The sequence below is a fragment of the Paenibacillus sp. FSL R7-0345 genome (genome assembly GCF_038595055.1).
In the GTDB taxonomy this organism is placed as follows: Bacteria; Bacillota; Bacilli; order Paenibacillales; family Paenibacillaceae; genus Paenibacillus_AQ.
The window spans coordinates 4,118,256-4,143,662 of sequence record NZ_CP152002.1 but is presented as its reverse complement, the minus strand read 5'-3'; the positions used below and the strand labels follow the sequence as shown (position 1 = coordinate 4,143,662).

Sequence of the window (25,407 nt, the reverse complement as noted above, 5' to 3'; positions counted from 1 at the left end):
GAACCTTTGAAGCAACGACTCATTACCGGAATTGTGGCCGGAGCGCTTTTTCTGGGCCTTTGTGCTGTTGGAGGCTGGTCCTATCAGCTCCTGCTGACTGCCATGGCGCTTGTCGGGTTATATGAATTTGTCAAAATGACAGGGCTCGCTCACTTTAGCGGCACTGCCTTGCTTGGCTACGCTTCGATTGTCTGCTTCATGATCCCCTGGGGATTGCTGGATGTTTCCGCATGGTTGACTTGGGAACAGGGAGTATGGCTATTATTGCTTGTTTTCCTGCTCGTAACGGTATTCAGCAAAAATAAACACGATATTAAGCTCACTGCACTTTTGTTTACCGGAATTGTATACATAGGGATGGGTTTTTCCTATATGGGTACCGCGCGTGCTGCAGGCGACGGACACGGCCTGTTCTGGACGCTGCTTTTGCTGTGCTGCATTTGGGGCAGTGATGCCGGAGCATACTTTGTCGGCAGAAGCTTGGGCCGGAATAAGCTCTGGCCGGCGATCAGCCCTAACAAAACAGTTGAGGGTGCGCTCGGCGGTGTGGTTATTTCTGTGATTATTTCGGTGTTATTCGCAATGTTTGCTCCTGATCTGCTGACTATCGGACGGGCTCTGCTAATCGGACTGTCAGCTGCTGTTCTCGGACAGCTTGGAGATCTGGTTCAGTCTGCCTATAAACGGGTGTACGGTATTAAGGATTCAGGCTCGCTGCTGCCTGGTCATGGAGGAATTCTTGACCGCTGCGACAGCTGGATTATCGTATTTCCTTTCGTACATATCGTAATGCTTATGCCTTACTAACAAACGACAGGGAGAAGATCCGACAGTGAAAAGAATAAGTATTCTCGGCTCTACCGGTTCAATCGGTACCCAGACGCTGGATGTGGTTGCTATGCATCCCGAGCAGTTTATAGTAGACGGCCTGGCTGCAGGCAGCAACACTGACCTGCTGCTCGAACAGGTCCGCCGCTTTAATCCGCGCCGTGTTTCGGTCTCTACGAAGCAGCATGCAGATGAGATCCGGTCCATCCTGCCGTCCGGTGTGGAACTTTACTACGGTAATGAGGGTCTGGTGGAGATTGCTGCCGGAGGGGAAGCAGAGACGGTTGTAACGGCGCTTGTCGGCAGTGTGGGTCTTCAGTCCACACTTGCTGCTATTGAAGCCGGCCGCCATATAGGCCTGGCCAACAAAGAAACGCTCGTCACCGCCGGCCATCTGGTTACAGAGCTTGCTAACCGCAAGGCAGTTAAGATCTTGCCGGTCGACAGTGAGCATTCTGCTATTTTCCAGTGTCTGAACGGGGAAAACCGTGCCGATGTAGCCAGTATTACTGTTACTGCTTCCGGCGGTTCGTTCCGTGATTATTCCCGCGATCAGCTCGTTAATGTTACTGTTGAGGATGCACTGCGTCATCCGAACTGGAGCATGGGAGCCAAAATCACCATCGATTCGGCAACAATGGTCAATAAGGGGCTTGAGGTTATTGAAGCGCACTGGCTGTTTAGCCTGCCTTATGAGAGAATTAATGTATTGCTCCATCCGGAGAGCATTATCCACTCCTATGTGGAGTTTTGTGACAGCAGCATTATCGCCCAGCTCGGCAGCCCGGATATGCGTGTTCCGATTCAATATGCCTTAACCTATCCGGACCGCTGGCCTTCACCGGCCTCCAGGCTGTCACTGGCTGAAATCGGACGTCTGACCTTCCGTGAGATGGATTATGTCCGGTACCCGCTGCTGAAGCTGGCCATCGATTGCGGCAAAACCGGAGGAACGGCAACCACGGCTTACAATGCGGCTAATGAAGTGGCAGTGGCCCGTTTCCTCCGCCGGGAAATATCTTTTTTACGCATAGAAGAAATTATTGAAGAAGTACTGCAGCGGCATGTCAATGTGGACAAGCCGGATTTGCAGCAGATTGAGCATTGTGATGCAGTAACCCGGGAAATTGCCGCTAAGCTTTAACCGCTGCTGAAGGGTTGAATGGCATTAGCGCGCGGGGGATTTTACGTTGCCCTGTAAAAATAGGCTGAGACTGTTGATTCTCTTGTGCCGGGCCTTGGAATAATGATAAATTAAGAGGACATACTTCGGTCTTACACCTAAAGGGGGAATGTTACGGATGGAAATGGTAAGGGTCGTTTTTTTGACGGTGCTTATGTTTTTTGTTCTGGTGACTGTCCATGAATGGGGACATTATTTTTTCGCCAAGCGCGCCGGTATTCTTGTACGCGAATTTGCTATCGGTTTCGGCCCGAAACTGTTTTCTTATAGACGCGGTGAAACCCAGTTCACGCTTCGTCTGCTGCCTTTCGGCGGTTACGCGCGGATGGCTGGGGAGGATCCCGAAATTGTTGAGATCGGCCAGGGGCAGATGATTGCTGTCAGGCTCGGGCAGGACAACAAGGTTAAGAACATCTATCTCGACTCGCTGGACACCCGCAGAAATGTAATCCGCGGTGAAGCACAGTTTACAGACCTGGAGGATGAGCTGAAGATCCGCCTTGATGTAGACGGTGAGGTTACTACCTATGACGTGCATCCGCAGGCCATGATGATCAAAGGCGGCCAGCAGACCCAGATCGCCCCTAAAGACCGTCAATTCGGCAGCAAAACTGTCGGACAGCGCGCTTTGGCGATCGTAGCCGGGCCTGTGATGAACTTTATTCTGGCTTTTGTCCTGTTTGCGCTTCACCTGCAGCTTGCCGGTATTCCAGTCGAGAATCCTACCGTGGTCAGAATCGGCGATATAAGTGCGGGGATGCCTGCACAAGAAGCCGGATTGCAGGTAGGAGATATCGTAGTCTCTGTTAACGGGGAGCAAATCGGCGGAGATTATATGAAGATGATCGAGCTGACCTCGGCCTCCAAAGGCAAAGAGATGGACTGGGTGCTGCAGCGCGGCGGTGAGACCTATGAAGTGACGATGATTCCCCGGACTATGGAAGGGGAAGAAGGCGGCAAGGTAGGGATTACCCGGGATGTAGAGACACGCAAAGCGGGGGTTGGAGAGACTATAACCAAATCAGGCACAGCGATGGTAAGCACCACGGAGCTTATTTTCACCGGCTTTAAGCGGCTGATCAACAACTTCAACATGGATGAAGTCTCCGGGCCTGTAGGCACGTTCCAGATGACCGGCCAGATTGCAAAGCAGGGCATCGAATACCTCACTTACTGGGCGGCGATTCTCAGCCTGTACCTTGGGATATTTAATCTGCTGCCGATTCCTGCACTTGACGGAAGCCGTCTGGTGTTTCTGGGGGTTGAGGCGCTGCGCGGCAAGCCGGTTGATCCGAACCGGGAGGGCATGGTCCATTTCGTAGGATTCGCTCTGCTGTTCCTGGTAATGATTGCTGTAACCTATAATGATATACTGCGCCTGATAACAGGCTGATGTTCACTTTAAGCTAGCTGATTTATGGCGGACCCGCAAATGACGGGATGATGGCTGTGCAGCCAGGCTCTATTTTGCAGGGCAATTTAGGAGGATTTCAAGACATGGCTAAAGATAAGCAGTTCGTTACGGAAATAACGCCGCAGAGTGAGGATTTCTCACGCTGGTATATTGATGTAATCAAAAAAGCAGACCTGATGGATTATTCGCCGGTCCGCGGCTGTATCGTATTCAAACCGGAGGGCTACGAAATCTGGGAGCACATCCAGGAGGAAATGAACCGCCGCCTGAAGGCTACAGGTCACCGTAACGCCTATTTCCCGGTGTTTATTCCGGAGAGCTTTTTTCAGAAGGAAAAGGATCATATCGAGGGCTTTAATCCCGAGCTGCCATGGGTAACAGAGGCCGGCGGAGATGTGCTGGAGGAACGTCTGGCTGTCCGCCCGACCTCGGAAACCATGTTCGGACACATGTACTCCAAATGGATTCAATCTTACCGCGATCTGCCGGTGCTGATTAACCAGTGGGCGAATGTAGTACGCTGGGAAAAACGCACGCTGCCGTTTATCCGGACTACAGAGTTCCTGTGGCAGGAAGGACATACAGCGCATGAGAACGAGGCTGAAGCCCGGGAAGAAACCATGCGGATGCTGGAGAATTACCGTGATTTTGTAGAGAGCTATCTGGCTATTCCGGTTGTTACCGGCCAGAAGACGCCTTCAGAGCGTTTTGCCGGTGCAGTGGATACTTATTCGATTGAAGCGATGATGAAGGATGGACGGGCTGTTCAGGCCGCTACTTCCCATTATCTTGGAACCAAGTTTGCTGAAGCTTTTGAAATTCAGTATCTGAGCCGTGAAAATGTACTGGAGCACGTGCACACTACTTCGTGGGGATCTACTACCCGCCTGATCGGCTCGCTGATCATGGTTCACGGGGATGACCGCGGATTGGCGCTGCCGCCTAAGGTTGCTCCGACTCAGGTTATCATGATTCCAATCGGACCGCCTAAGACCCGCGAAGCGGTAATCGGCCGGACAGACGAGCTGTTCAAGCAGCTGAAGGATGCCGGAGTGCGTGTGCGTGTAGATGACCGGGCGGATCTGACTCCTGGCTGGAAGTTCAATGAATATGAAATGCGCGGTGTGCCTGTCCGTCTGGAACTGGGTCCGCGTGATATGGAGAACGGCGTTTGCGTGCTCGTGTCCCGTATTACCGGTGAAAAGAAGGTTATCCAGCAGGAAAACCTGGTGCAAGAAGTGCAGGCCATGCTGGAGCAGGTGCATAACGAGATGTTCGAGCGTGCGCTGAAATTCCGTGAAGACCATTTCTACTCCGTAGATACTCTTGAAGAGATGAAGGCCTCGATGGAGGAGAAGCGCGGTTTTGCTCTTGCAGGCTGGTGCGGAACCGAGGAGTGCGAAGATAAAGTTAAAGAAGAAACGGGAGCGGGCAGCCGCAACATTCCGTTTAATCCTGCAGAGCAGAAGACCACCTGCATCTGCTGCGGCAAGCCGGCCCAGCATACGGTGGTTTTTGCCAAAGCCTATTAAGCAAGAAACGATTATAATAGACAGTATCTGAATGCAGCTTCTGGCGAGAGGAGTCGGCGGGCCGAAAGAACCCAACACTTTGTCGACCCGGAAGCTTTTTACAATTTATCCTTGTGTAAGTGGGTGGGGGAAGCATGGAACAGAACGCGGAGAGAAGAAGAAGGTTCGAGCTTCTGATGAAGCAGGGGGAGATTCCGCCTGCACTGATTGATTCCTATTTTTTGGACGGACAGATTGAACGGGTGGAGATCAGCCGGGGTAATAAGGACTGGCATATTGTTATCTCTAAGGAGAATCTCGTTCCGGCACAGGCATACCGGACATTTTGCTTAAGAATGCGTGAGAAGCTGCAGCATATCGCCAAGGTCAGCTTCCTGTTTTTATATGATGAAAAAAAGGTTGGCAGACAGGAGCTTGTACAAGAGTACTGGGGACTGTTCATAGAGTGGGTGCAGCGGGAAATTCCTTCGGTTAACGGCTGGCTGACCAGATCCGCCCAGGAACTGCAGGACAGTACGCTTGTACTCAGCCTGAGCGACAAGATGTCACTGGAGCTTGCCCGCAAAAAGGGAATCGAAGGCGCCATTATTAAATTTTATGAGAAATATTTCGGGCTTACGCTAAAGATAAAGCTGCAGATTGCCGAGAATGAGACCAGCAAAGCGGATGCCTATGAGGAATTCCAGCAGAAGCTGCAGCAGGAGCAGCGTGAAATCGTTGAATTAATGATGATGAACAGCGAACCGGAGGAGCCTGAGGACGAAACCGAACCAAATGAAGTGATCAAGCTCCAGATCGGCTATGAAATCAAGGAGCAGGCTACGCCGATTCTGCAGATTCAGGACGAAGAGAAGAAAATTACGATTCAGGGAACGATTTTTGGCCTGGAGAGCAAGGAGCTGCGCAACGGCAATACGCTGTTCACCTACTTCATAACGGACTTTACGGACTCTTTGCAGATAAAAATGTTCGCCAAGACCAAGGAAGATCTCAAAATTATGAGCCAGCTGGCTAACGGCAAGTGGGTCAGAGCGCGCGGCAAGGTGGAATACGACCGGTTCATGCAGATTCCTGAGCTTGTAATGATTCCATCGGATCTGTCCGAGGTAAACGCACCGCCGGCCCGCAAAGATAATGCCAAGCAAAAACGGGTGGAATTTCACCTGCATACGACGATGAGCACAATGGATGCCGTTACTCCGATCGGTGAGTATATTAAAACTGCGGCCAAATGGGGCCATCCGGCCATTGCGGTGTCCGATCACGGTAACGTGCAGAGTTTTCCGGAAGCCAACCATGCTGTCCATAAGCACAAAATCAAAATGCTCTACGGTGTGGAGGCTAACGTTGTCAACGATGCGGTCAACATAGTGGAAAACGCCCAGCCGATGGATCTCAAAACAGCTACCTATGTCGTATTCGATATCGAGACCACCGGTTTGTCCATCACCCGCAATAATATTACCGAGCTTGCTGCCATTAAAATGTGCGAGGGCAAGGAGATCGGCCGTTATACAACGTTCGTTAATCCGCACGAAAAAATCCCGTATCACATCCAGCAGCTGACTAACATCACTGACGAAATGGTCAAGGATGCTCCAGACCTGGAACCGGTGCTTAAGGAATTTGTCGAGTTTATAGGCGATGCTGTACTGGTTGCCCACAATGCGAGGTTTGATATGGGCTTCATCCAGGCCTCCCTGCGCAAGCTTGGCCAGCCTGAGCTGCCGAACCCGTCCCTCGATACGCTGGAGCTGGCACGGCTGCTGTATCCGAGCATGAAGAACCACCGGCTGAATACACTGGCGGATAAATATAAAGTACTGCTGGAGAGCCATCACCGTGCGGTCGATGATACGATTGCGCTCGGCGGCATCCTGACCGGACTTTTGAATGATGCAGAGAAGCTGAAGAACCTGACCCGGCTGGAGCGCTTGAATGACTATGTCGGTAATGATCTTTCCAATGTCCGGCCGTTCCACTGCGGAATCTATGCCCTTAATCCGGCCGGCAAAAAGAACCTGTATAAGCTGATCTCAATGAGCCATACGGAGTACTTCAAGCGCGTGCCGTGTATTCCGAAATCGAAGCTTGAGCAGTACCGCGACGGGCTGATCGTTATTTCCGGCTGTGAGCGCGGGGAATTTTTTGAAACAGTGCTCAACAAAACGGTTGAGGAAGCGATGGAGGTTGCCCAGTTCTATGATGTGCTGGAAATCCAGCCGCTTACGATGTATATGCATCTTGTGGATAAGGGGTTTGTTGCAACGGCTGAAGATTTAAGGGATGTCGTGCGCAAAATTTGCGAAATCGGCGAGCAGATGAACAAACCAGTCATTGCTACGGGTAATGTTCATTATCTGGAGCCGCGCCAAAAGCTGTTCCGGGACATTACCATTCACGGGATTACCGGATTTAGCCCGCTGAAGGATCAGGTCAAACCGGACGCCCATTTCCGGACAACAGATGAAATGCTGACGGAATTCGAATACCTGGGTGCTGAAAAAGCGATGGAGGTCGTTGTTACCAACACTGTAGCGCTTGCTGAACGGTTCGAGGAATACGATCTGTTCCCCAGCGATCTGTTCACCCCTAATATTGAAGGGGCGGACGATGAAATCCGCAGCACCTGCTATAACACAGCTAAATCCATCTATGGTGAGGATCTGCCGGAGGTTGTGGTGGCCCGCCTGGAAAAAGAGCTTGCGCCGATAATCAAATACGGCTTCTCGGCCAACTATCTGATCTCGGAGCGGCTTGTTAAAAAGTCGAACCAGGACGGCTATCTGGTCGGCTCCCGTGGATCGGTCGGCTCGTCAGTAGTTGCGACTTTCCTCGGTATCTCTGAGGTTAACCCGCTGCCGGCCCATTATATTTGCCTGAATCCGGAATGCAAGCACAATGAATGGTTCCTGGACGGCAGCATACCGAGCGGTTTTGACCTGCCGGATAAGGCTTGCCCGGACTGCGGCGGCAGGCTGAAGGGGGAAGGCCAGGACATTCCGTTTGAGACCTTCCTGGGCTTCAAAGGGGACAAGGTGCCCGATATCGACCTTAACTTTTCCGGGGAATACCAGCCGAATGCCCATAACTTTACCAAGACAATGTTCGGTCCGGATAACGTATTCCGTGCAGGAACGATTGGTACGGTGGCAGAGAAAACGGCCTTCGGCTTCACCAAGAAGTATGAAGAGCATCATCAGAAGCGCTGGCGCGGTGCCGAGGTTAACCGCCTGGCTGCAGGCTGTACAGGCGTCAAGCGCAGCACCGGCCAGCATCCCGGCGGGATCGTGGTTCTGCCGGATTATATGGAGATCGAGGATATTACTCCCGTCCAGTTTCCGGCAGATGATGTGACTGCCGAATGGAAGACGACACACTTTGATTATCACGCCTTTGATGCCAATCTGCTGAAGCTTGATATTCTGGGCCATGATGATCCGACCATGATGCGTATGCTGCAGGATCTGACCGGGGTGGATCCGACCACTATACCGATGAATGACCCGAAGGTTATGAGCATGTTCAACTCGACAGAGGCGCTTGGTGTGCGTCCGGAACAGATCCGGACACCTGTGGCTACCTACGGGGTACCGGAAATGGGGACCAAATTTGTCCGTCAGATGCTGATCGAGTCCAAGCCGTCCAGCTTTGCCGACTTACTGCAGATCTCAGGACTGTCACACGGTACCGGTGTCTGGCTGGGCAATGCGCAGGAGCTGATCAAGAACAACACCTGCAATATCAAGACGGTAATCGGCTGCCGTGACGATATCATGCTGTATCTTATCTATAAGGCGGGCATGGATGCCAGCCTGGCCTTTAAAATTACGGAAAGTGTACGTAAAGGGAAAGGGCTGCCGCCCGAATGGATTGAAGAGATGAAGAAATGCAAGGTGCCGCAATGGTACATTGACTCCTGCCTCAAGATCCAGTACATGTTCCCGAAGGCGCATGCCGCAGCATATGTAATCTCTGCCGTGCGGACCGCCTACTTCAAGCTGTATCATCCGATTGAATATTACGCGACCTATTTCTCGGTACGTGCGGCTGACTTTGACATCGAGCTCTGCTGCCAGGGGTATGAGGCGATCAACCGCCAGATTGGGGAAATCGAAGGCAAGGGCTTCCAGGCGCTGCCTAAGGAAAAAGCAATGCTTCCGGTTCTCGAGATGGCACTGGAGATGACGGCCCGCGGCTTTACCTTCAAGAACATCGATCTGTACCGTTCCGATGCGAACCGCTTTACCGTTGACGGCACCAGCCTGATTCCGCCGTTCTCCGCGCTTGCCGGAATCGGCGAGAATGCGGCCATCAATATTGCTGCCGCCAAGGATGCCGGCGAGTTCCTGTCGATTGAGGACTTCCAGCAGAAGTCTAAAGCGAGCAAGACGGTAATTGAGCTGCTGACCGGCATGGGCTGCTTCCGCGGACTGCCTGAGAGCAACCAGCTGTCTCTGTTTTAATCAGGCGGGAACCTCTTTAAATCCCGTTTTTGCTGCCGGGCAAAGCCTGGCCGGACTGGCAGTCAAGGGCTGGTACTTGTCAGTGCAGGTGCACTATGGTATAATTTTTCTTGGTAATAATGAGATAAGTCCGTTGTGTAAAGAGTGGGGAAACCCACTCTTTATCTTTGGTATATAGCAAAAGACAAGTTCGTGGAGGTAATTTTCTTTTGAGCACACCCAAATCCAAAATCAAACAAACGGTAGAGCAGATGCTCGGGTCCTATCTTGAGGACAATGGTTTCGAACTGGTGGATGTTGAATACGTGAAGGAAGGTTCCAACTGGTTTTTGCGCATATTCGTAGATAAAGAAGGCGGCATTGATATTGATGACTGTGGTGCCATCAGCGAATATTTCAGCTCAAAGCTGGATGAGAATGATCCGATTCCTGAAGCTTATTTCCTGGAGGTTTCCTCTCCCGGAGCTGAACGTCCGCTCAAAAAGGCAGCGGATGTAGCCAAGGCGGTAGGCAAGGACGTATATGTAACGGTTTATGAGCCGATTCAGGGCCTTAAGGAATTCGAGGGCCGTTTGCTCTCGTTCGAGAATGAGGAACTGCTCATCTCCGCGGGCAAAAAAGAACATGTTGTGCCGTATGCCAAAGTCGCCAGCGCGAGATTGGCCATTATTTTTTAACGTTTTGAAAGGGGGACCGGAATTTCATGAGTATGGATTTTATTGAAGCTATGAATGAACTGGAAAGGGAGAAAGGCATCAGTAAGGATGTGCTGTTTGAAGCCATCGAAGCTGCGCTGATCTCCAGCTATAAACGCAACTTCAATGCGGCGCAGAACGTGCGTGTGGATATGAACCGCAACACAGGCGTAATTAAAGTGTTTGCACGCAAGATGGTTGTCGAGGAGGTTCTCGACGCCAGAACTGAGATTTCCTTGCCTGCGGCAAGAGAAATCAACCCGCATTTCCAGCTGGAAGATGTCGCCGAGCTTGAAGTAACACCGCGCGATTTCGGACGTATTGCCGCACAGACCGCGAAGCAGGTCGTTACCCAGCGTATCCGTGAAGCGGAACGCGGACTTATCTATAACGCTTTTATTGATAAGGAAGATGATATTGTTACCGGCCTTGTACAGCGCCAGGATATGCGCAATATTTACGTCGATCTCGGCAAAATCGAAGCGGTGCTGCCGCTCAGCGAACTGATGCCGGGGGAGAAGTTCAAGCAGAGCGAGCGGATCAAGGCATACATCACCAAGGTGGAGAACACAACGAAGGGTCCGCAGATTATGCTGTCCCGCAGCCATCCTGGCCTGCTCAAGCGTCTGTTCGAGCTGGAAGTGCCTGAAATTTTTGACGGAGTCGTTGAAATTCGTTCTGTTGCCCGTGAAGCAGGCTTCCGTTCGAAGATTGCTGTATTTTCCCGCAATGAAGAGGTTGATCCGGTCGGCTCCTGTGTAGGTCCTAGAGGTACACGTGTCCAGACAATCGTGACTGAGCTGCGCGGCGAGAAGATTGACATCGTGCGTTACTCCGAAGCGGTGCAGGAATACGTGGCCAATGCCCTCAGCCCGTCCAAGGTGCTTGAAGTTCAAGTCTTTGAAGCTGAGAAGATGGCCCGCGTTATCGTGCCTGACTATCAGTTGTCGCTGGCTATCGGTATTAAGGGGCAGAATGCCCGTCTGGCCGCCAAGCTGACCGGCTGGAAAATTGATATCAAGAGCGAGACGCAAGCGGAGCAGGAATACGGCAGACCGAAAACGTATAACGATGAAATGCATCAGGATTCCGTCTCCATCGATTAATCTGGCTGTTGACTGACGGGAGGCGATTAAATTGAAGCAAAAGAAGGTTCCGCTGCGCAAATGTGTTGCCAGTCAGGAGATGATGCCCAAGAAAGAACTGATCCGCGTGGTCCGTACACCGGACGGCGAAGTGATGATTGATCTGACGGGCAAAAAATCAGGACGCGGGGCGTATATCTGCGGCAAACTGGAATGCTTTAAACTGGCACAAAAAAACAAAGCGCTTGACCGAGCATTAAAGTGTCAGGTGAGTCCTGAAATCTATGCCCAGCTGGCCAGGGATTTTGCATCCGTCGAGGAAGAATTTCTAGCAGCAAAGGACAGTGAGGACAATGAGTAAAACCCTTTCTTATTTAGGGCTTGCGATGAGAGCAGGCAAGATTGTCACCGGAGATGAGGCTGTACTCAAAGCAGTGCGGTCTTCAGAGGCGAAGCTGGTCGTCCTGGCAGGTGACGCTTCAGATAATACCCAAAAAAAGTTCCGTGATAAGTGCGGAACCTACGATATTCCACTAGTAATCGCATTTCACCGGGATGAACTCGGTGCAAGTATTGGTAAAGACCAGCGCGTAGTGCTGGCCGTTACGGATAAAGGATTCGCGGAAATGATCTCCAGAACGCTTGGAGATACTGTCGGAGGTGGAGTTATTGACTAAAGAAGATAATAAGGATAAACTGCGCGTATATGAGTACGCAAAGTCACTGAATATGAGCAGTAAGGAAATTATTACAATTCTGAAGCGTTTGAATGTTCCTGTGAATAATCATATGAGTGTGATGGAGAACGGCTCTGTAAATAAAGTGGAGCAGTTTTTTAAGGACATTAAATCAAATGCTGCAGTCAAGCGGGACACGGGCACCAGCAGCCGCCCGGTTTCAGCCGGAGCGGTAACCGCCGTACCCCAAAGTACTCAGAATGCCAACAAAAATCAACCGGAAAAGCAGGTAGGTATGAACAGTAACCAAAACAACAACCAATCGACAACGTCGTCAAGGCCCCAAAGCGGACAAGATTCCCGCAGAACTACATCAGGCTCCACCCAGAACTCCCGCCCGCAAGGCAGCTCCACCGGCGGCAACCGTCCGCAGGGCAGCTCCACTGGCGGTAACCGTCCGCAAGGCAGCTCCACCGGCGGCAACCGCCCGCAGGGCAGCTCCACCGGCGGTAACCGTCCGCAGGGCGGCTCCACTGGCGGCAACCGTCCGCAAGGCAGCAACAGCGGCGGTAACCGTCCACAGGGCAGCAACAGCGGCGGCAACCGTCCGCAGGGCAGCGGCACAGGCAGCCGTCCGCAAGGACAAGGCGGCGGTGCTCCGCGTACCGGCGACCGTCCTCAGAGCAGTGCTCCCCGCACAGACAGCCGTCCGCAAGGACAGGGCGGCGGCGGTGATTTCTCCCGCGGCGGCGACAGAGGCCCGAAGAAGAACACTACGGGTGGCAGACCGAACAACAACAGCGGTCAAAAACGGTTTGAAGACGGTAAAGGCGGCAATTTCCGCAACAACCGTGGCGGCAAGAATGGCCGCGGCAGAAACCAGCCGGTCGTACACCGTGAGAAGATTGACAACACACCGAAGAAGATTATTGTCCGCGGCAGCATGACCGTTGGCGAAACAGCCAAACTGCTGCATAAGGATGCTTCCGAAGTCATCAAGAAGCTGATCCTGATGGGCGTTATGGCGACCATCAACCAGGAGCTTGATATCGACACTATTCTGCTCCTGGCCGGAGAATTCGGCGTAGAAGTAGAAGTGAAGATTCCTGTTGATGAAGACAGCTTTGAAACGGTGGAAGAGAACGATTCCGATGAGGATCTGCAGAGCCGTCCGCCGGTTGTTACGATCATGGGTCACGTTGACCATGGTAAAACAACATTGCTGGATGCGATCCGTTCGACCAACGTAACCGGTGGCGAAGCCGGCGGGATTACTCAGCACATCGGTGCGTATCAGGTCGAAATCAACCACAAGAAAATTACATTCCTGGATACTCCGGGTCACGAAGCGTTTACCGCCATGCGTGCCCGCGGTGCTCAAGTAACAGATATGACCATTATCGTGGTAGCTGCCGATGACGGTGTTATGCCTCAGACGGTAGAAGCAATCAACCACGCGAAGGCTGCCGGGCTTCCAATCATTGTTGCTGTTAACAAGATCGATAAGCCGGGTGCAGACCCAGACCGTGTGAAGCAGGAGCTTACCAACTATGAGCTGGTACCGGAAGAGTGGGGCGGAGACACCATCTTCGTTAACCTGTCCGCCAAACAGCGCATTAACCTGGAAGAGCTGCTGGAAATGATCCTGCTTGTAGCAGAAGTCAACGAGTACAAAGCGAACCCTGACAAACGGGCACGCGGTACTGTTATAGAAGCTGAGCTTGACAAAAACCGTGGTCCGGTTGCCCGGATTCTCGTACAGAACGGTACGCTGAAAGTCGGAGACGCCTTTGTTGCAGGTAACTGCTTCGGACGTGTCCGCGCTATGGTAAATGACAAGGGACGCAAAATCAAGGAAGCGGGACCTTCCACTCCAGTGGAAATTACCGGTCTGACCGAAGTGCCGCAGGCGGGCGATCCGTTTATGGCCTTTGAAGATGAGCGTAAAGCCCGTGCAATTGCTGACAGACGTTCGACTACCCAGCGTCAATCCGAGCTGAACACCAATACCCGCGTTACGCTGGATGACCTGTTCAAGCACATTAAAGACGGCGAGATTAAAGACCTGAACGTAATCATTAAGGGTGACGTGCAAGGTTCGATTGAGGCGCTGAAAGGCTCCTTGGCGAAAATTGAGGTTGAAGGCGTACGCGTGAAGATTATTCATAGCGGTGCCGGCGCCATTACAGAATCTGATATTACTTTGGCCGCAGCATCCAATGCCATCGTAATCGGCTTCAACGTCCGCCCAGACGCTCAGACCAAAGCTGCTGCAGAGCAGGAAAAGGTTGATGTGCGTCTGCACAACATCATCTACAACGTAATTGAAGAGATCGAAAGTGCCATGAAGGGCATGCTTGATCCGGTCTTCAAAGAAAATATTATCGGTCACGCTGAAGTGCGCAACGTCTTCAAAATCAGCAAAGTGGGCAGTGTTGCAGGCTGTATGGTTACAGACGGCAAAATCACCCGCAATGCCGAAATGCGCCTGGTCCGCGGCGGAATTGTCGTCTTCGAAGGCAAGATCGATACCTTGAAGCGCTTCAAGGATGATGCAAAAGAAGTGGCGCAAGGTTATGAATGCGGCATAACTTTGGAACGCTATAATGACCTCCAAGAGGGGGACGTTATCGAAGCGTTCATCATGGAAAAGGTAGAGCGCTAAGCGAAGAGGTGAATACAAATGTCTAAAATCAGAGCAGGACGGGTTGGCGAGCAGATCAAAAAAGAGCTCAGCCAGCTTATCCAGAGCGGTCTGAAGGACCCGCGTGTCGGGTTCGTCACCGTAACCGGCGTAGACGTGACAAACGATCTGTCGCAGGCCAAAGTATATCTGAGCGTATTCGGCGACGCGGAGCAGCAGAATGCTTCACTCAAAGCGATCGAGAAAGCGGGTGGCTTTCTCCGCTCTGAGCTTGGCAAGGCGATCCGCCTGCGCCATACGCCTGAGCTGATCTTCAAGATTGACGAATCCGTAGCTTACGGAAGTCATATTGAAAAGCTGCTCGGTGAGATCAAGCACGAGGAAAGCTAGGAAACATAAAGGAGACGGCGAATGCAGAGCTATGAACAAAGTCTCCAGCAGACCCGTGAGTTTCTGCTGGAACACGACGATTATCTTGTAGTGTCGCATGTTCAGCCGGACGGAGATGCAGTCAGCTCCACCCTTGCGGTGGGCTGGCTTCTCTCATGTCTGGGCAAAAAATATACTATGCTGAATGAAGGTCCGATCCCGCAGCGGATGGAATATTTATGGCATGCCGGTGAAATCGTGAACCTGGCGGAAGGTGAGCTGCCCCGCCAATACAGCAATATCATTTGTGTCGATTGTGCGGATTTTCAGCGTGTGGGCCTGACTCAGCGTCATTTCGCCAGCGATGCGGCCATCCTTAATATTGATCATCATCCAACCAATAATGGTTACGGCCTCGTTACGCTGATTAAGCCGGATGCGGCTGCGACTGCAGAAATTTTGTTCGACCTGCTGAAGACGTTTCAGGTAGAATGGGACCTTGATATTGCTACAGCCATTTACACCGGACTGCTGACAGACACCGGCGGCTTCCGCTATACAAATACTTCCCCCAAGGTTATGGCAGCCGTTTCCGAACTGCTGGCAATGGGTGTGAACGGTCCTGAGCTGGCGGAGAATCTGCTGGAGGAAATGACTCTGGCCCAGGTAAAAGTGTTGAACCGAGCGCTGGGCACCCTGCAGCTGTCTCCTGAAGGGGATATCGCCTGGCTGCATGTCACTCCGCAGGATATGATCGATTGCGGTGCGGCGAATGAAGATCTGGAAGGCATCGTGAATTACCCGCGTAACATTCGCGGTGTGGAAGTCGGCATCCTGTTCAAGGTAATCAACGAGCATGCCGTTAAAGCAAGCCTGCGTTCTGCCGGCAAGGTGGACGTGGCTGCACTGGCACAGGTATTCGGCGGAGGCGGACATACCCGGGCAGCTGGTGCACGCATCGACGGAACACTCGATGAAGCGGTTGCGCTGGTGCTTCAGGAGGTCAGACGTCATCTATGAGCGAGCTTACTGGTGTACTGGCGGTATTTAAGCCGGCAGGCTTTACATCTCATGATGTGGTTGCCAAAGCGCGGCGCATTCTTGGTATGAAGCGGATTGGCCACACCGGGACACTGGATCCGCAAGTGACCGGTGTGCTGCCGCTGTGTCTTGGACGGGCCACCCGGGTAGTGGAGTACATACAAGAGCTTCCCAAGGAATATGTAGCGACACTGCGTCTGGGCCTGTCGAGCGATACCGAGGATATGACAGGGACAATTACGGAATCAGTAGAGGAAGTACAGGTTACCGAGGCTGAAGTGTTGGCTGTACTGGAATCGTTCAAAGGGGTTATCTCACAGGTGCCGCCTATGTACTCGGCGGTCAAGGTTGACGGTAAACGTCTTTATGAGCTGGCCAGAGAAGGCAAGACAGTCGAGCGCAAGAGCAGGGAAGTGGAAATCTATGAGATTGAAATGAAGGATATGGTCTGGAACGGCAATTATCCTGACATTACCTTCCGTGTACTTTGCTCTAAAGGGACTTATATCCGTACGCTATGTGTCGATATCGGCCGTGCGCTTGGACTGCCCGGCGTTATGGTTGAACTCACACGTACGATGTCTGCCGGAATCTCTGCCAGCCACTGTCTGACACTTGAACAGATTGCGGAGCACAAGGACAACGGTACGCTGCAGCAGCATCTGATTGCTGCGGATGAAGCCATCTCCCACCTGCCCCGGCATACAGTCAGTGATGAGAAGAAAATGGCTGCCCTGCAGGGACAGCGACTATCCCTCCGGTTTGTAGTGCCTGAGGTGAAGGATAACGGCGATTTCCGGCTGTATGACACTGCAGGCGAGTTTCTCGGTATTTACAAGCTGGATGAGATGAGAGCCATTGCTCCGGTTAAAGTATTTGCACAGCGCTAATTATGAATCTTATTTGTGAATTGTAGGTGAAAAACAGCGTGAGAACCGTAACCTTAAGCTATCCAATACTGCCGGAGACTGCAGCGGAGTGGGCTCAGCCACAAGTAGCCGCTCTGGGACAGTTCGACGGGCTGCACCGGGGACATGCCAGCGTCATTACATCCGCTGTTGCTCTGGCCCGCAGACAAGGCATTCCGGCTGCAGTGATGACCTTTCATCCTCATCCCAAGGATGTTATGGGCAAAGGCGATTATGATGGATATTTGACCCCGTCTAAAGACAAGCAGGAAGTTCTGGCCGGTATGGGTGTCGATATTTTGTATATAATAGAATTTAATGAGCAGCTCTCCCGGGTCAGTCCGCAGGATTTCGTGTCCGTGATGCTGCTGCCGCTGCAGATTGTAACCGCCGTAGTCGGTTTTGATTTCCGCTTCGGTTATCTGGGCGAAGGGGATGCGGACATGCTGCGTGAACTTGGGCAGGGATCAATGAGCGTAGAGACGGTTCCGCCATTCCTGCTTAACGGGGAGAAGGTAAGCAGCTCGGGAATCCGGAGAAGCCTGCACAGCGGTGATCTGACTCTTGCAAACAGCTGGTTCGGTCGCCCGTATCATCTGCGCGGAATTGTCGGGCATGGTGAGAAGCGCGGACGGACCATCGGATTCCCGACAGCCAATCTTCAGCTTGAAGACCGCTATGTGATACCGGCTAAGGGAGTTTATGCCGTTAGGGTTTTCTATAAGGATGAAATCCTGTACGGAGTCATGAATGTCGGTGTTAAGCCTACCTTCCATGACGGGATGGCGGCGCCAAGCTTTGAGGTGCATCTGTTCGATTTCGCCTCAGACATTTACGGACAGGAGCTGAAGGTCGAGCTTGAAGCCTTCATCCGACCTGAACGGAAGTTCGAGTCGATTGACGCGCTGATCTCGCAGATTGCGAAGGATGCCGGGACAGCAAAAGAGCTGCTGGGTTATTCTTCATAATATTATCGGACATGCGTTTACTTTTGCCTTCGAAGATGCTATACTGATTAACGTTGCTGGAATGACAGCATCATAACCTTAGCTTGGTTGCACGTTCTCACCGACGGTGACGAGGCTACTGGCGATTATAATGAAGGAGGTGAACAGGATGGCATTGACTCAAGAACGTAAACACCAATTGATCGACGAGCACAAAACTCACGAATCCGATACAGGATCCCCTGAGGTGCAAGTTGCTATCCTTACGGAGAACATCGTTAATTTGACTGACCACTTGCGTACGCACAAGAAGGATCATCATTCCCGTCGCGGACTGCTGAAGATGGTTGGACAACGTCGTAAACTGCTGGCGTATTTGAAGAACAAAGACATCAGACGTTACAGCGCCCTGATCGAAAAACTGGGATTGCGTCGCTAATTTCCATAAGAGTAACTTTAAAGCAGCCTGGTTGTATACCGTATGTCCTTCTTACGATCGACAACGGGACAGCCGGGTTGCTTTTTGAAAATTTACGGAGATTTTTCCAGTTGTAAAAAGGATATGATTCGCACAAACGGCTATTTTACCTTTATGGAGGACAAGCCGTTTTTGCTTGTTGAACATATAGAACCGGTGTTAGACGGTTTTCAGTTCATTTCACTTTATGAAACAACGATAAAGCCTGCGGCAATAATGGCAGGCTTACTACCATTCAAGGAGGGGTTTTATGGAACAACGTGTAGAAATGCAGCTTGGCGGAAGACGCCTTGTGCTGGAAACCGGGCGCCTTGCCAAACAGGCAAATGCTGCTGTAATGGTCCGCTACGGAGATACTGCAGTCTTGTGTACAGTCACTGCTTCCAGTGAGCCTAAGGATCTGGATTTTTTCCCGCTTACTGTGAACTATGAAGAAAGACTATATGCAGTAGGTAAAATTCCGGGCGGATTCATCAAGCGCGAAGGCAGACCGAGTGAGAAGGCAATTTTGTCCAGCCGTCTGACTGACCGTCCAATCCGTCCTCTGTTCCCAGAAGGATTCCGTAACGATGTTCAAGTATTGAACATGGTAATGAGCGTGGACCAGAATTGTGCACCTGACATCGCTGCGATGATCGGTACTTCTGCTGCCCTGAGCATTTCCGATGTGCCGTTCGACGGACCAATCGGCGGAGTAGCTGTCGGCCGGATCAATGGGGAGTTTGTCATTAATCCTGACGTTGCCCAGCAGGAAGCCAGCGACATCTATGTCGTGGTTGCCGGAACTAAAGATGCCATTATGATGGTGGAAGCGGAAGCGAATGAAGTGCCTGAGGACGTGATGCTGGAAGCCATCATGTTCGGACATGAAGAAATCCGCAAGATCGTTGCTGTTATTGAAGAACTGGTTGCAGTAGCCGGTAAAGAAAAAATGGCCGTGAAGCTGCATGCGGTAAATGCTGACGTAAACACTGAGGTTCGTGCTTTTGCCGGAGACCGTCTGGTGGAAGCCGTTAAAATCGCCGAGAAGCATGCGCGCCAGGACGCTATCGATCTGATCAACAGTGAAACAGTGGAGTATTTCGTGGAGAAATACATAGAAACACCTGAGCTGCTGAAGGATGTTAAGGAAGTACTGCATGATATCGTCAAGGATGAAGTGCGCCGCCTGATCACGCATGATAAAGTGCGTCCAGATGGCCGTAAGCTGGATGAGATCCGTCCGATTGAATGCGATACAGCACTGCTGCCGCGTACACACGGTTCCGGACTCTTTACCCGCGGACAGACCCAAATCCTCAGCGTGTGTACACTTGGTGCGCTTGGTGATGTACAGATTCTCGACGGAATCGACCCGACTGAAACCAAACGTTTCATGCATCACTATAACTTCCCGCCGTTCAGCGTAGGGGAAGCCCGTCCGCTGAGAGCACCGGGCCGCCGGGAAATCGGTCACGGGGCACTGGGAGAACGCGCTTTGTCCAAAGTTATTCCTAGTGAAACAGAATTCCCGTACACTATTCGTCTGGTATCGGAAGCCATCGAATCCAACGGCTCGACTTCCCAGGCAAGTATCTGTGCGAGTATCCTCGCAATGATGGATGCAGGCGTACCGATCAAGGCTCCTGTAGCCGGTGTAGCAATGGGTCTGATCAAAGACGGAGAGCATGTCTCGATCCTGACAGACATCCAGGGCATGGAAGATCACCTCGGAGATATGGACTTTAAAGTAGCAGGTACTGCTGAAGGCGTAACAGCAATCCAGATGGATATCAAAATTGCCGGTATTGACCGTAAGATCCTGCAGGAAGCATTGGAGCAAGCCAGAGAAGGACGTTTGTTCATCCTCGGCAAAATGATGGAAGCTATCTCTGAGCCAAGACCTAGCCTGTCCCAATATGCGCCTAAGATCATCATCATCAACATCAACCCGGACAAAATCCGCGATGTTATTGGTGCAGGCGGCAAGATTATCAACAAGATCATTGAAGAAACCGGCGTGAAGATCGATATCGAACAGGACGGACGCGTATTTATCGGATCTTCCGATGAAGCAATGATCCAGAAAGCCCGCGGTATCATCGAAGGTATTGTGAAGGAAGTTCAGGTTGGTGAAATCTATGTGGGTACAGTCCGCCGTATTGAGAAGTTCGGTGCGTTTGTGGAACTGATTCCCGGCAAAGACGGCCTGGTTCACATTTCCCAGCTGTCCACAGAGCGCGTAGCCAAGGTAGAGGACGTTGTTGCTATCGGTGATACCATTACCGTAAAAGTAACCGAAATCGACCAGCAGGGCCGCGTTAACCTGTCGCGTAAGGCAGTATTGACTGCAGAGAGCGGAGCGAAGGCATAAGCCTTCACATACCGTTCTAAGGATATGTATGAAGAAGAGACAGAAGCTTATGCATTCTGGCTCTTTTTTAATATTTATGCTAAAGGGAAAGACCCCACGCTGTGGGGTCATTTTGAAATATAAGAGTTTATATGCTGCACACCATAAATAATCCTTCTATTTCGCGCAGAAACGGATACCATCCCTTAAGGACGGCAAAGCCGTTTCTTCTTGCTGTCATAATCCCCTTCGCTAGGGCATAGGCTGGGACAAAGCGTCCTGTACGTGCTGTGCGGGACGGTGTAGACCGTATCTAGCCGGGGAGGACAGACGCATGAAAACGGATAAGGCGGCCCTTGTGCTGGCCTGTATCGCTATTGTAATCGGAATAGGCAGCACCGACGGGCCGGTAAAGGAGATGCTGGCACAGCTGAAGCCGCAGGATGCTCTGGCAGTAAATGCTGCCATACCCGAGAAGAAGGGGAGCAAAGATCTGCGGGCACAGGTTGAGCAAAAAGCAGCCGAGCTTAACGCACCGCCGGTGGATGCCACTGTGGACCGCGTATGGAAGGCTATTCCGGGTTATAACGGTCTTGAGGTAGATGTAGAGGCTACTTACCGGAGTACCCTGCTGCAGGGGCCTGGAGAAGGGTTAAAGCTGGTCTACCGCCAGAAGCAGCCCAAGGTTTCCTTAAATGATTTGGGAGCCTATCCGATCTACCGCGGCAATCCGGCCAAACCTATGGTAGCCTTCATGATCAATGTGGCCTGGGGCAATGAGTATATTAAGCCGATGCTTGATATCCTGGATGAGGAACAGGTGAAGGTGACCTTTTTTCTGGACGGCAGCTGGCTGAGCAAAAACAAGGAGCTTGCGGCCGAAATGCAGAAGCGCGGGCATGAGATGGAAAACCATGCTTACACTCATCCGAATATGAGTACATTGAGCAGAGCCAGAGCAACCGCCGAAATTCAGAAGACGCAGCTGCTGTTAAAAGAGAGCCTGGGCGTCACCAATCAGTGGTTTGCCCCGCCGTCAGGCGATTTTGATCAGGAGACGGTAGAGATCGCTGCGGCGCTCGGGCTGAAGACGGTGCTCTGGACCCTGGATACGGTAGACTGGCGCAATCCTGCACCTGACAGCATTATCGCCAAAATCAGCGCAAAGGCAGAGCCCGGGACACTCGTGCTGATGCATCCCACTGCCTCATCTTCCAAGGCGCTGAAAGGCATGATCCGGGCGGTCAAGGCAAAAGGCCTGAAGCTCGGAACCGTCAGCGAGACATTGTCAGCGGAGCGGCTGCTGCCCTCTGATGTTGAGTGAGCCGCTATTTTCTGGTAGGATTAAATTCGCTTAATAAAAAGACAGGACAGAAACAGGGCTATGCCAGGAGGACGTACAATTGGAAAAAATAGTGTTATCGAACGGCCTGCGAGTAGTGACGGAGAAAATTCCTACCGGCCGGTCCGTTTCCTTTGGAATCTGGGTCAGAACCGGTTCGCGCAATGAGAATCCCTTAAACAACGGCATTTCGCATTTCATTGAACATATGCTGTTTAAAGGCACCGGCCGCTTTAGCGCCAAGGATATAGCTGAACAGTTCGATGCGATTGGCGGCAACGTCAATGCCTTTACCTCAAAGGAATATACCTGCTATTATGCAAAAGTGCTGGATGAGCATCTGCCGATTGCGGTGGATGTGCTGTCGGATATGTTTTTCCGTTCAAAGATGGACGCGGAAGAGCTGGCTAAAGAAAAGAACGTCATTCTTGAGGAAATCGCCATGTGCGAGGACACTCCGGATGACCTGGTGCATGATCTGATGAGTGCCGCCGCCTACGGGGAGCATCCGCTTGCTTATTCGATCCTAGGCCTCAAGGAGCGCCTGCTGGAAATGACGCCTGACGATCTGCATGCTTATATGAAAGAGCAGTATACGATTGAAAATACAGTGATCAGCGTAGCAGGGAACATTAACGACGGACTGATCGAACTGCTGGAGCGCCATTTCGGCGCATTTGACAATCATGGCCAGGCTCCGGAGCTGACAGCGCCTGATTATCAGGGCGGGCTGCTGTTCCACCGCAAAAAAACCGAGCAGAACCATATCTGTATATCCCTGCCGGGCGTCCAGAGCGGCGGTCCGCTGCAGTATCCGATGGTGCTGCTGAACAATACGGTCGGCGGCGGAATGAGCTCACGCCTGTTCCAGGAGATCCGCGAGAAGCGCGGACTTGCCTATTCTGTTTATTCGTACCACAGCTCCCAGGTGGACAGCGGCCTGTTTACCGTGTATGCGGGAACTGCGCCCAAACAGACGAAGGAAGTTACAGAGCTGATCAAGGAAATGATGCAGGAGCTGGCTGTAAAGGGCATCAGTGAGGATGAGCTGAGAAAAGGGAAAGAGCAGCTCAAGGGCAGCCTGATCCTCAGTCTGGAAAGCACGAGCAGCCGGATGAACCGGATCGGTAAAAACGAGCTGATGCTGGGAAGACATGATACACTTGACGATATGATTGAAAAAATCAGCCGGGTAACGATGGACGATGTGAACCGGCTGCTGGACCATATGTTTGCTGAACCTCTCGCACTGGCGATGGTCGGCTCAACAGATAAAGCGATTGCCAATGTTAGGAGAGATGATCTTGTCTTATCACGTTCAAATTAACAAGCTTCCGGGAAATGAGGATGTGCAGCTGCCGCGCAAAATGTCAGAGCAGGCTTCAGGCTTTGACCTTCATGCCTCAGTAGCAGAGCCTGTAGTGCTGGCTCCCGGGGAGCGCGCCCTGATCCCTACAGGTATTGCCCTGGCGATGCCGGACGGGCTGGAGGCACAGATCCGGCCGCGCAGCGGGCTGGCATTCAAGCATGGCATCACCTGCCTGAATACACCGGGAACGATCGATGCCGATTACCGCGGCGAAATCAAAGTGCTGCTGATTAACCTCGGCCAGGAGCCGTTTGCGATTGCCCGCAATGAGCGGATTGCGCAGATGGTGTTCCAGGCAGTTCCCGCAGTAACCATGGTGGAAGTGGAAGAACTGTCTGAGACAGTGCGCGGCGCCGGCGGCTTTGGCCACACCGGAAAGTAATACGGCCTGTTTAGATTTAATGTGATACAAAAGCTTGCAGATAACGCCTGTGACGGGCGCTGTCTGCAAGCTTTTTTTCGTTTTAAGGCTTTGAGTGATTTAATGTGATGTACGGTTAACGCCCAGGAATTCTTCTCCGCTTTTCACCCATCCGCCGGACCCGGCATAAGATGCTTTATAGTCGATAGTGTATGTGGAAAGGAGCGTCATCCCTATGCTTACTGGCATCAGGATCGTGTTCCTGGGCGGGGACGCGAGACAGCTTGAAGTGATTCGAAAATGTGTGGAAATGGATGCGGCGGTCAGCGCAGCGGGATTCGAGAAATGGGAAACTCCTAGCCCGGGGGTGAACCTGGAGGAGCTGTCACTGGAGCTGCTCGGCAATGCGGATGTGCTGGTGCTGCCTACAGTAGGCTGTGATGAGGAAGGGAATATCAACGCACTGTTTTCATCCGGCCGTCTGCAGCTGCTGGAGGAGCATGCTGCGGCCCTGCCGGCAGGTTGTACAGTATATACCGGCATAGCTAAAAGCTATCTGCGCAGCCTGTGCGCAAAGCATAAGCTCAAGCTCATCGAGCTGCTGAACCGGGACGATGTGGCGATCTATAACTCGATTCCGACAGCGGAAGGTGCGCTGGTTATGGCTATTCAGAATACTGATTTTACCATTCACGGCTCTACCTCCATGGTGCTCGGGATGGGGCGTACCGGCTTTACCATGGCAAGGGCGCTGCAGGGGCTGGGCTCTATAGTGAAGGTGGGCGTAAGGAAGCAGGACCATTTTGCCCGGGCGGCAGAGATGGGCTGGAAGCCGTTTATGACCGGGGACCTGCTGCAGCAGGTGGGCGACACCGATCTGATTTTTAATACGATACCAAACATGATTATTACCGCACAGATTCTTTCCCGTGTTCCCAAGAGTAGCGTCATTATTGATCTGGCCTCGGCGCCGGGCGGATGTGACTTCCGGTATGCGGAGAAACGCGGCATTAAGGCGATTCTTGCACCCGGGCTGCCCGGGATTGTCGCCCCGAAAAGTGCCGGGATGATTATGGGCAACGCGCTGGTGCAGTCGATCTCGGAGGAGATTCTAACTAAGGGGGACCAATAAATGGATTGGCACGGAAAAACAGTAGGTTATGCTATTACCGGCTCACACTGCACTTTTGCTGAGGTGATGCCGCAGATTCAGCGGTTTATGGACGGGGGAGCGAACGTGGTGCCGATTGTGTCCGCCTCTGTACTGAATACCGACACCCGGTTCGGCACTTCGGAAAATTGGCTAAAACAGTTGAAAGATATAACGGGGAATGATATCATTTCTACAATTGTTGATGCGGAACCGCTGGGTCCATCCAAGCTGCTCGATGTGCTGACAATAGCTCCCTGCACAGGCAATACGACGAGCAAGCTGGCTAACGCCATGACAGACAGTCCTGTTCTGATGGCTGCGAAGTCGCAGATGCGCAACGGCCGCCCGCTTGTGCTGGCCATTTCGACCAATGACGGCCTGGGGCTGAATGCGGCGAATATTGCGAAGCTTCTGGTAGCCAAACATATTTATTTTGTGCCGTTCGGCCAGGATAACCCTGAGGGCAAGCCCAATTCGCTCGTAGCGCGCATGGAGCTTATTCCCGAAGCCTGCTATGCCGCTCTGCAGGGCAAACAGCTGCAGCCGATGATTATCGAACGGTTTCATTCAGCATAACATGGAG

21 protein-coding genes are annotated in these 25,407 nt (G+C 52.1%); all 21 read left to right on the top strand.

Annotation, left to right across the window (positions count from 1 at the left end; translation table 11 throughout):
- The first annotated feature begins 6 nt into the window (after positions 1–6).
- The 21 genes from NST84_RS17640 to NST84_RS17540 all read left to right on the top strand — a co-directional run bounded on the left by NST84_RS17640 (position 7) and on the right by NST84_RS17540 (position 25,400).
- A complete protein-coding gene (locus NST84_RS17640; protein ID WP_342561477.1) occupies positions 7–807 on the top strand; it encodes a phosphatidate cytidylyltransferase in 801 nt (266 codons plus the stop codon).
- Between the two features lie 25 nt (positions 808–832).
- Complete coding sequence (locus tag NST84_RS17635) at positions 833–1,972, top strand: 1-deoxy-D-xylulose-5-phosphate reductoisomerase (protein WP_342561476.1); 1,140 nt, start codon at positions 833–835, stop codon at positions 1,970–1,972.
- Positions 1,973–2,129: 157 nt separating this feature from the next.
- Complete coding sequence (rseP, locus tag NST84_RS17630) at positions 2,130–3,404, top strand: RIP metalloprotease RseP (protein ID WP_342561475.1); 1,275 nt, start codon at positions 2,130–2,132, stop codon at positions 3,402–3,404.
- 104 nt (positions 3,405–3,508) lie between these two features.
- On the top strand, positions 3,509–4,957 hold the full coding sequence (proS, locus tag NST84_RS17625; protein WP_342561474.1) for a proline--tRNA ligase: 1,449 nt from the start codon (positions 3,509–3,511) through the stop codon (positions 4,955–4,957).
- Positions 4,958–5,091: 134 nt separating this feature from the next.
- Complete coding sequence (locus tag NST84_RS17620) at positions 5,092–9,423, top strand: PolC-type DNA polymerase III (protein WP_342561473.1); 4,332 nt, start codon at positions 5,092–5,094, stop codon at positions 9,421–9,423.
- A gap of 209 nt (positions 9,424–9,632) precedes the next feature.
- On the top strand, positions 9,633–10,100 hold the full coding sequence (gene rimP, locus NST84_RS17615; RefSeq protein ID WP_038593427.1) for a ribosome maturation factor RimP: 468 nt from the start codon (positions 9,633–9,635) through the stop codon (positions 10,098–10,100).
- 26 nt (positions 10,101–10,126) lie between these two features.
- Positions 10,127–11,224 carry a transcription termination factor NusA gene (gene nusA / locus NST84_RS17610; RefSeq protein ID WP_342561472.1) on the top strand — a complete coding sequence of 366 codons (1,098 nt, stop codon included), beginning with the start codon at positions 10,127–10,129 and terminating at the stop codon, positions 11,222–11,224.
- A 31-nt stretch (positions 11,225–11,255) separates the two neighbouring features.
- Positions 11,256–11,564 carry a YlxR family protein gene (locus NST84_RS17605; protein ID WP_042177492.1) on the top strand — a complete coding sequence of 103 codons (309 nt, stop codon included), beginning with the start codon at positions 11,256–11,258 and terminating at the stop codon, positions 11,562–11,564.
- Entirely contained in the window at positions 11,557–11,880 is a 324-nt protein-coding gene (locus NST84_RS17600; protein ID WP_036724725.1) for a YlxQ family RNA-binding protein, read from the top strand. The genes NST84_RS17605 and NST84_RS17600 overlap by 8 nt, the downstream gene beginning before the upstream one ends.
- Positions 11,873–14,545 carry a translation initiation factor IF-2 gene (infB, locus tag NST84_RS17595; protein ID WP_342561471.1) on the top strand — a complete coding sequence of 891 codons (2,673 nt, stop codon included), beginning with the start codon at positions 11,873–11,875 and terminating at the stop codon, positions 14,543–14,545. The genes NST84_RS17600 and infB overlap by 8 nt, the downstream gene beginning before the upstream one ends.
- Before the next feature lie 18 nt (positions 14,546–14,563).
- Positions 14,564–14,914: a 30S ribosome-binding factor RbfA gene (gene rbfA / locus NST84_RS17590; RefSeq protein WP_342561470.1), complete on the top strand. Its 351-nt coding sequence runs from the start codon at positions 14,564–14,566 to the stop codon at positions 14,912–14,914.
- Between the two features lie 21 nt (positions 14,915–14,935).
- Positions 14,936–15,913, top strand: a complete 978-nt coding sequence (locus NST84_RS17585; RefSeq protein ID WP_342561469.1) for a bifunctional oligoribonuclease/PAP phosphatase NrnA — start codon at positions 14,936–14,938, stop codon at positions 15,911–15,913.
- Positions 15,910–16,824 (top strand): tRNA pseudouridine(55) synthase TruB, encoded by a 915-nt coding sequence (gene truB, locus NST84_RS17580; protein WP_342561468.1) that lies wholly within the window; start codon positions 15,910–15,912, stop codon positions 16,822–16,824. Before NST84_RS17585 ends, truB begins: the two co-directional genes overlap by 4 nt.
- Positions 16,825–16,862: 38 nt before the next feature.
- Positions 16,863–17,810 carry a bifunctional riboflavin kinase/FAD synthetase gene (locus NST84_RS17575; RefSeq protein WP_342561467.1) on the top strand — a complete coding sequence of 316 codons (948 nt, stop codon included), beginning with the start codon at positions 16,863–16,865 and terminating at the stop codon, positions 17,808–17,810.
- Between the two features lie 148 nt (positions 17,811–17,958).
- The gene (gene rpsO, locus NST84_RS17570) at positions 17,959–18,228 is read left to right on the top strand and encodes a 30S ribosomal protein S15 (protein ID WP_019910460.1); all 270 of its coding nucleotides are present in this window, start codon (positions 17,959–17,961) and stop codon (positions 18,226–18,228) included.
- 289 nt (positions 18,229–18,517) lie between these two features.
- Positions 18,518–20,620, top strand: a complete 2,103-nt coding sequence (pnp, locus tag NST84_RS17565) for a polyribonucleotide nucleotidyltransferase (protein WP_342561466.1) — start codon at positions 18,518–18,520, stop codon at positions 20,618–20,620.
- 313 nt (positions 20,621–20,933) lie between these two features.
- On the top strand, positions 20,934–21,923 hold the full coding sequence (locus NST84_RS17560) for a polysaccharide deacetylase family protein (RefSeq protein ID WP_342561465.1): 990 nt from the start codon (positions 20,934–20,936) through the stop codon (positions 21,921–21,923).
- Between the two features lie 79 nt (positions 21,924–22,002).
- Positions 22,003–23,268 (top strand): pitrilysin family protein, encoded by a 1,266-nt coding sequence (locus tag NST84_RS17555; protein WP_342561464.1) that lies wholly within the window; start codon positions 22,003–22,005, stop codon positions 23,266–23,268.
- The gene (gene dut / locus NST84_RS17550; RefSeq protein WP_342561463.1) at positions 23,246–23,692 is read left to right on the top strand and encodes a dUTP diphosphatase; all 447 of its coding nucleotides are present in this window, start codon (positions 23,246–23,248) and stop codon (positions 23,690–23,692) included. The genes NST84_RS17555 and dut overlap by 23 nt, the downstream gene beginning before the upstream one ends.
- A gap of 214 nt (positions 23,693–23,906) precedes the next feature.
- A complete protein-coding gene (gene dpsA, locus NST84_RS17545; RefSeq protein WP_342561462.1) occupies positions 23,907–24,803 on the top strand; it encodes a dipicolinate synthase subunit DpsA in 897 nt (298 codons plus the stop codon).
- Complete coding sequence (locus tag NST84_RS17540; protein ID WP_342561461.1) at positions 24,804–25,400, top strand: dipicolinate synthase subunit B; 597 nt, start codon at positions 24,804–24,806, stop codon at positions 25,398–25,400.
- Positions 25,401–25,407: the final 7 nt, after the last annotated feature.

Excerpts from the sequence above, each read along its gene's own strand:
- rseP (WP_342561475.1), top strand. The coding sequence starts at position 2,130 with ATGGAAATGGTAAGGGTCGTTTTTTTGACGGTGCTTATGTTTTTTGTT.
- proS (WP_342561474.1), top strand. The coding sequence starts at position 3,509 with ATGGCTAAAGATAAGCAGTTCGTTACGGAAATAACGCCGCAGAGTGAG.
- NST84_RS17620 (WP_342561473.1), top strand. The coding sequence starts at position 5,092 with ATGGAACAGAACGCGGAGAGAAGAAGAAGGTTCGAGCTTCTGATGAAG.
- nusA (WP_342561472.1), top strand. The coding sequence starts at position 10,127 with ATGAGTATGGATTTTATTGAAGCTATGAATGAACTGGAAAGGGAGAAA.
- NST84_RS17600 (WP_036724725.1), top strand. The coding sequence starts at position 11,557 with ATGAGTAAAACCCTTTCTTATTTAGGGCTTGCGATGAGAGCAGGCAAG.
- rbfA (WP_342561470.1), top strand. The coding sequence starts at position 14,564 with ATGTCTAAAATCAGAGCAGGACGGGTTGGCGAGCAGATCAAAAAAGAG.
- NST84_RS17585 (WP_342561469.1), top strand. The coding sequence starts at position 14,936 with ATGCAGAGCTATGAACAAAGTCTCCAGCAGACCCGTGAGTTTCTGCTG.
- truB (WP_342561468.1), top strand. The coding sequence starts at position 15,910 with ATGAGCGAGCTTACTGGTGTACTGGCGGTATTTAAGCCGGCAGGCTTT.
- rpsO (WP_019910460.1), top strand. The coding sequence starts at position 17,959 with ATGGCATTGACTCAAGAACGTAAACACCAATTGATCGACGAGCACAAA.
- pnp (WP_342561466.1), top strand. The coding sequence starts at position 18,518 with ATGGAACAACGTGTAGAAATGCAGCTTGGCGGAAGACGCCTTGTGCTG.
- NST84_RS17560 (WP_342561465.1), top strand. The coding sequence starts at position 20,934 with ATGAAAACGGATAAGGCGGCCCTTGTGCTGGCCTGTATCGCTATTGTA.
- dpsA (WP_342561462.1), top strand. The coding sequence starts at position 23,907 with ATGCTTACTGGCATCAGGATCGTGTTCCTGGGCGGGGACGCGAGACAG.
- NST84_RS17540 (WP_342561461.1), top strand. The coding sequence starts at position 24,804 with ATGGATTGGCACGGAAAAACAGTAGGTTATGCTATTACCGGCTCACAC.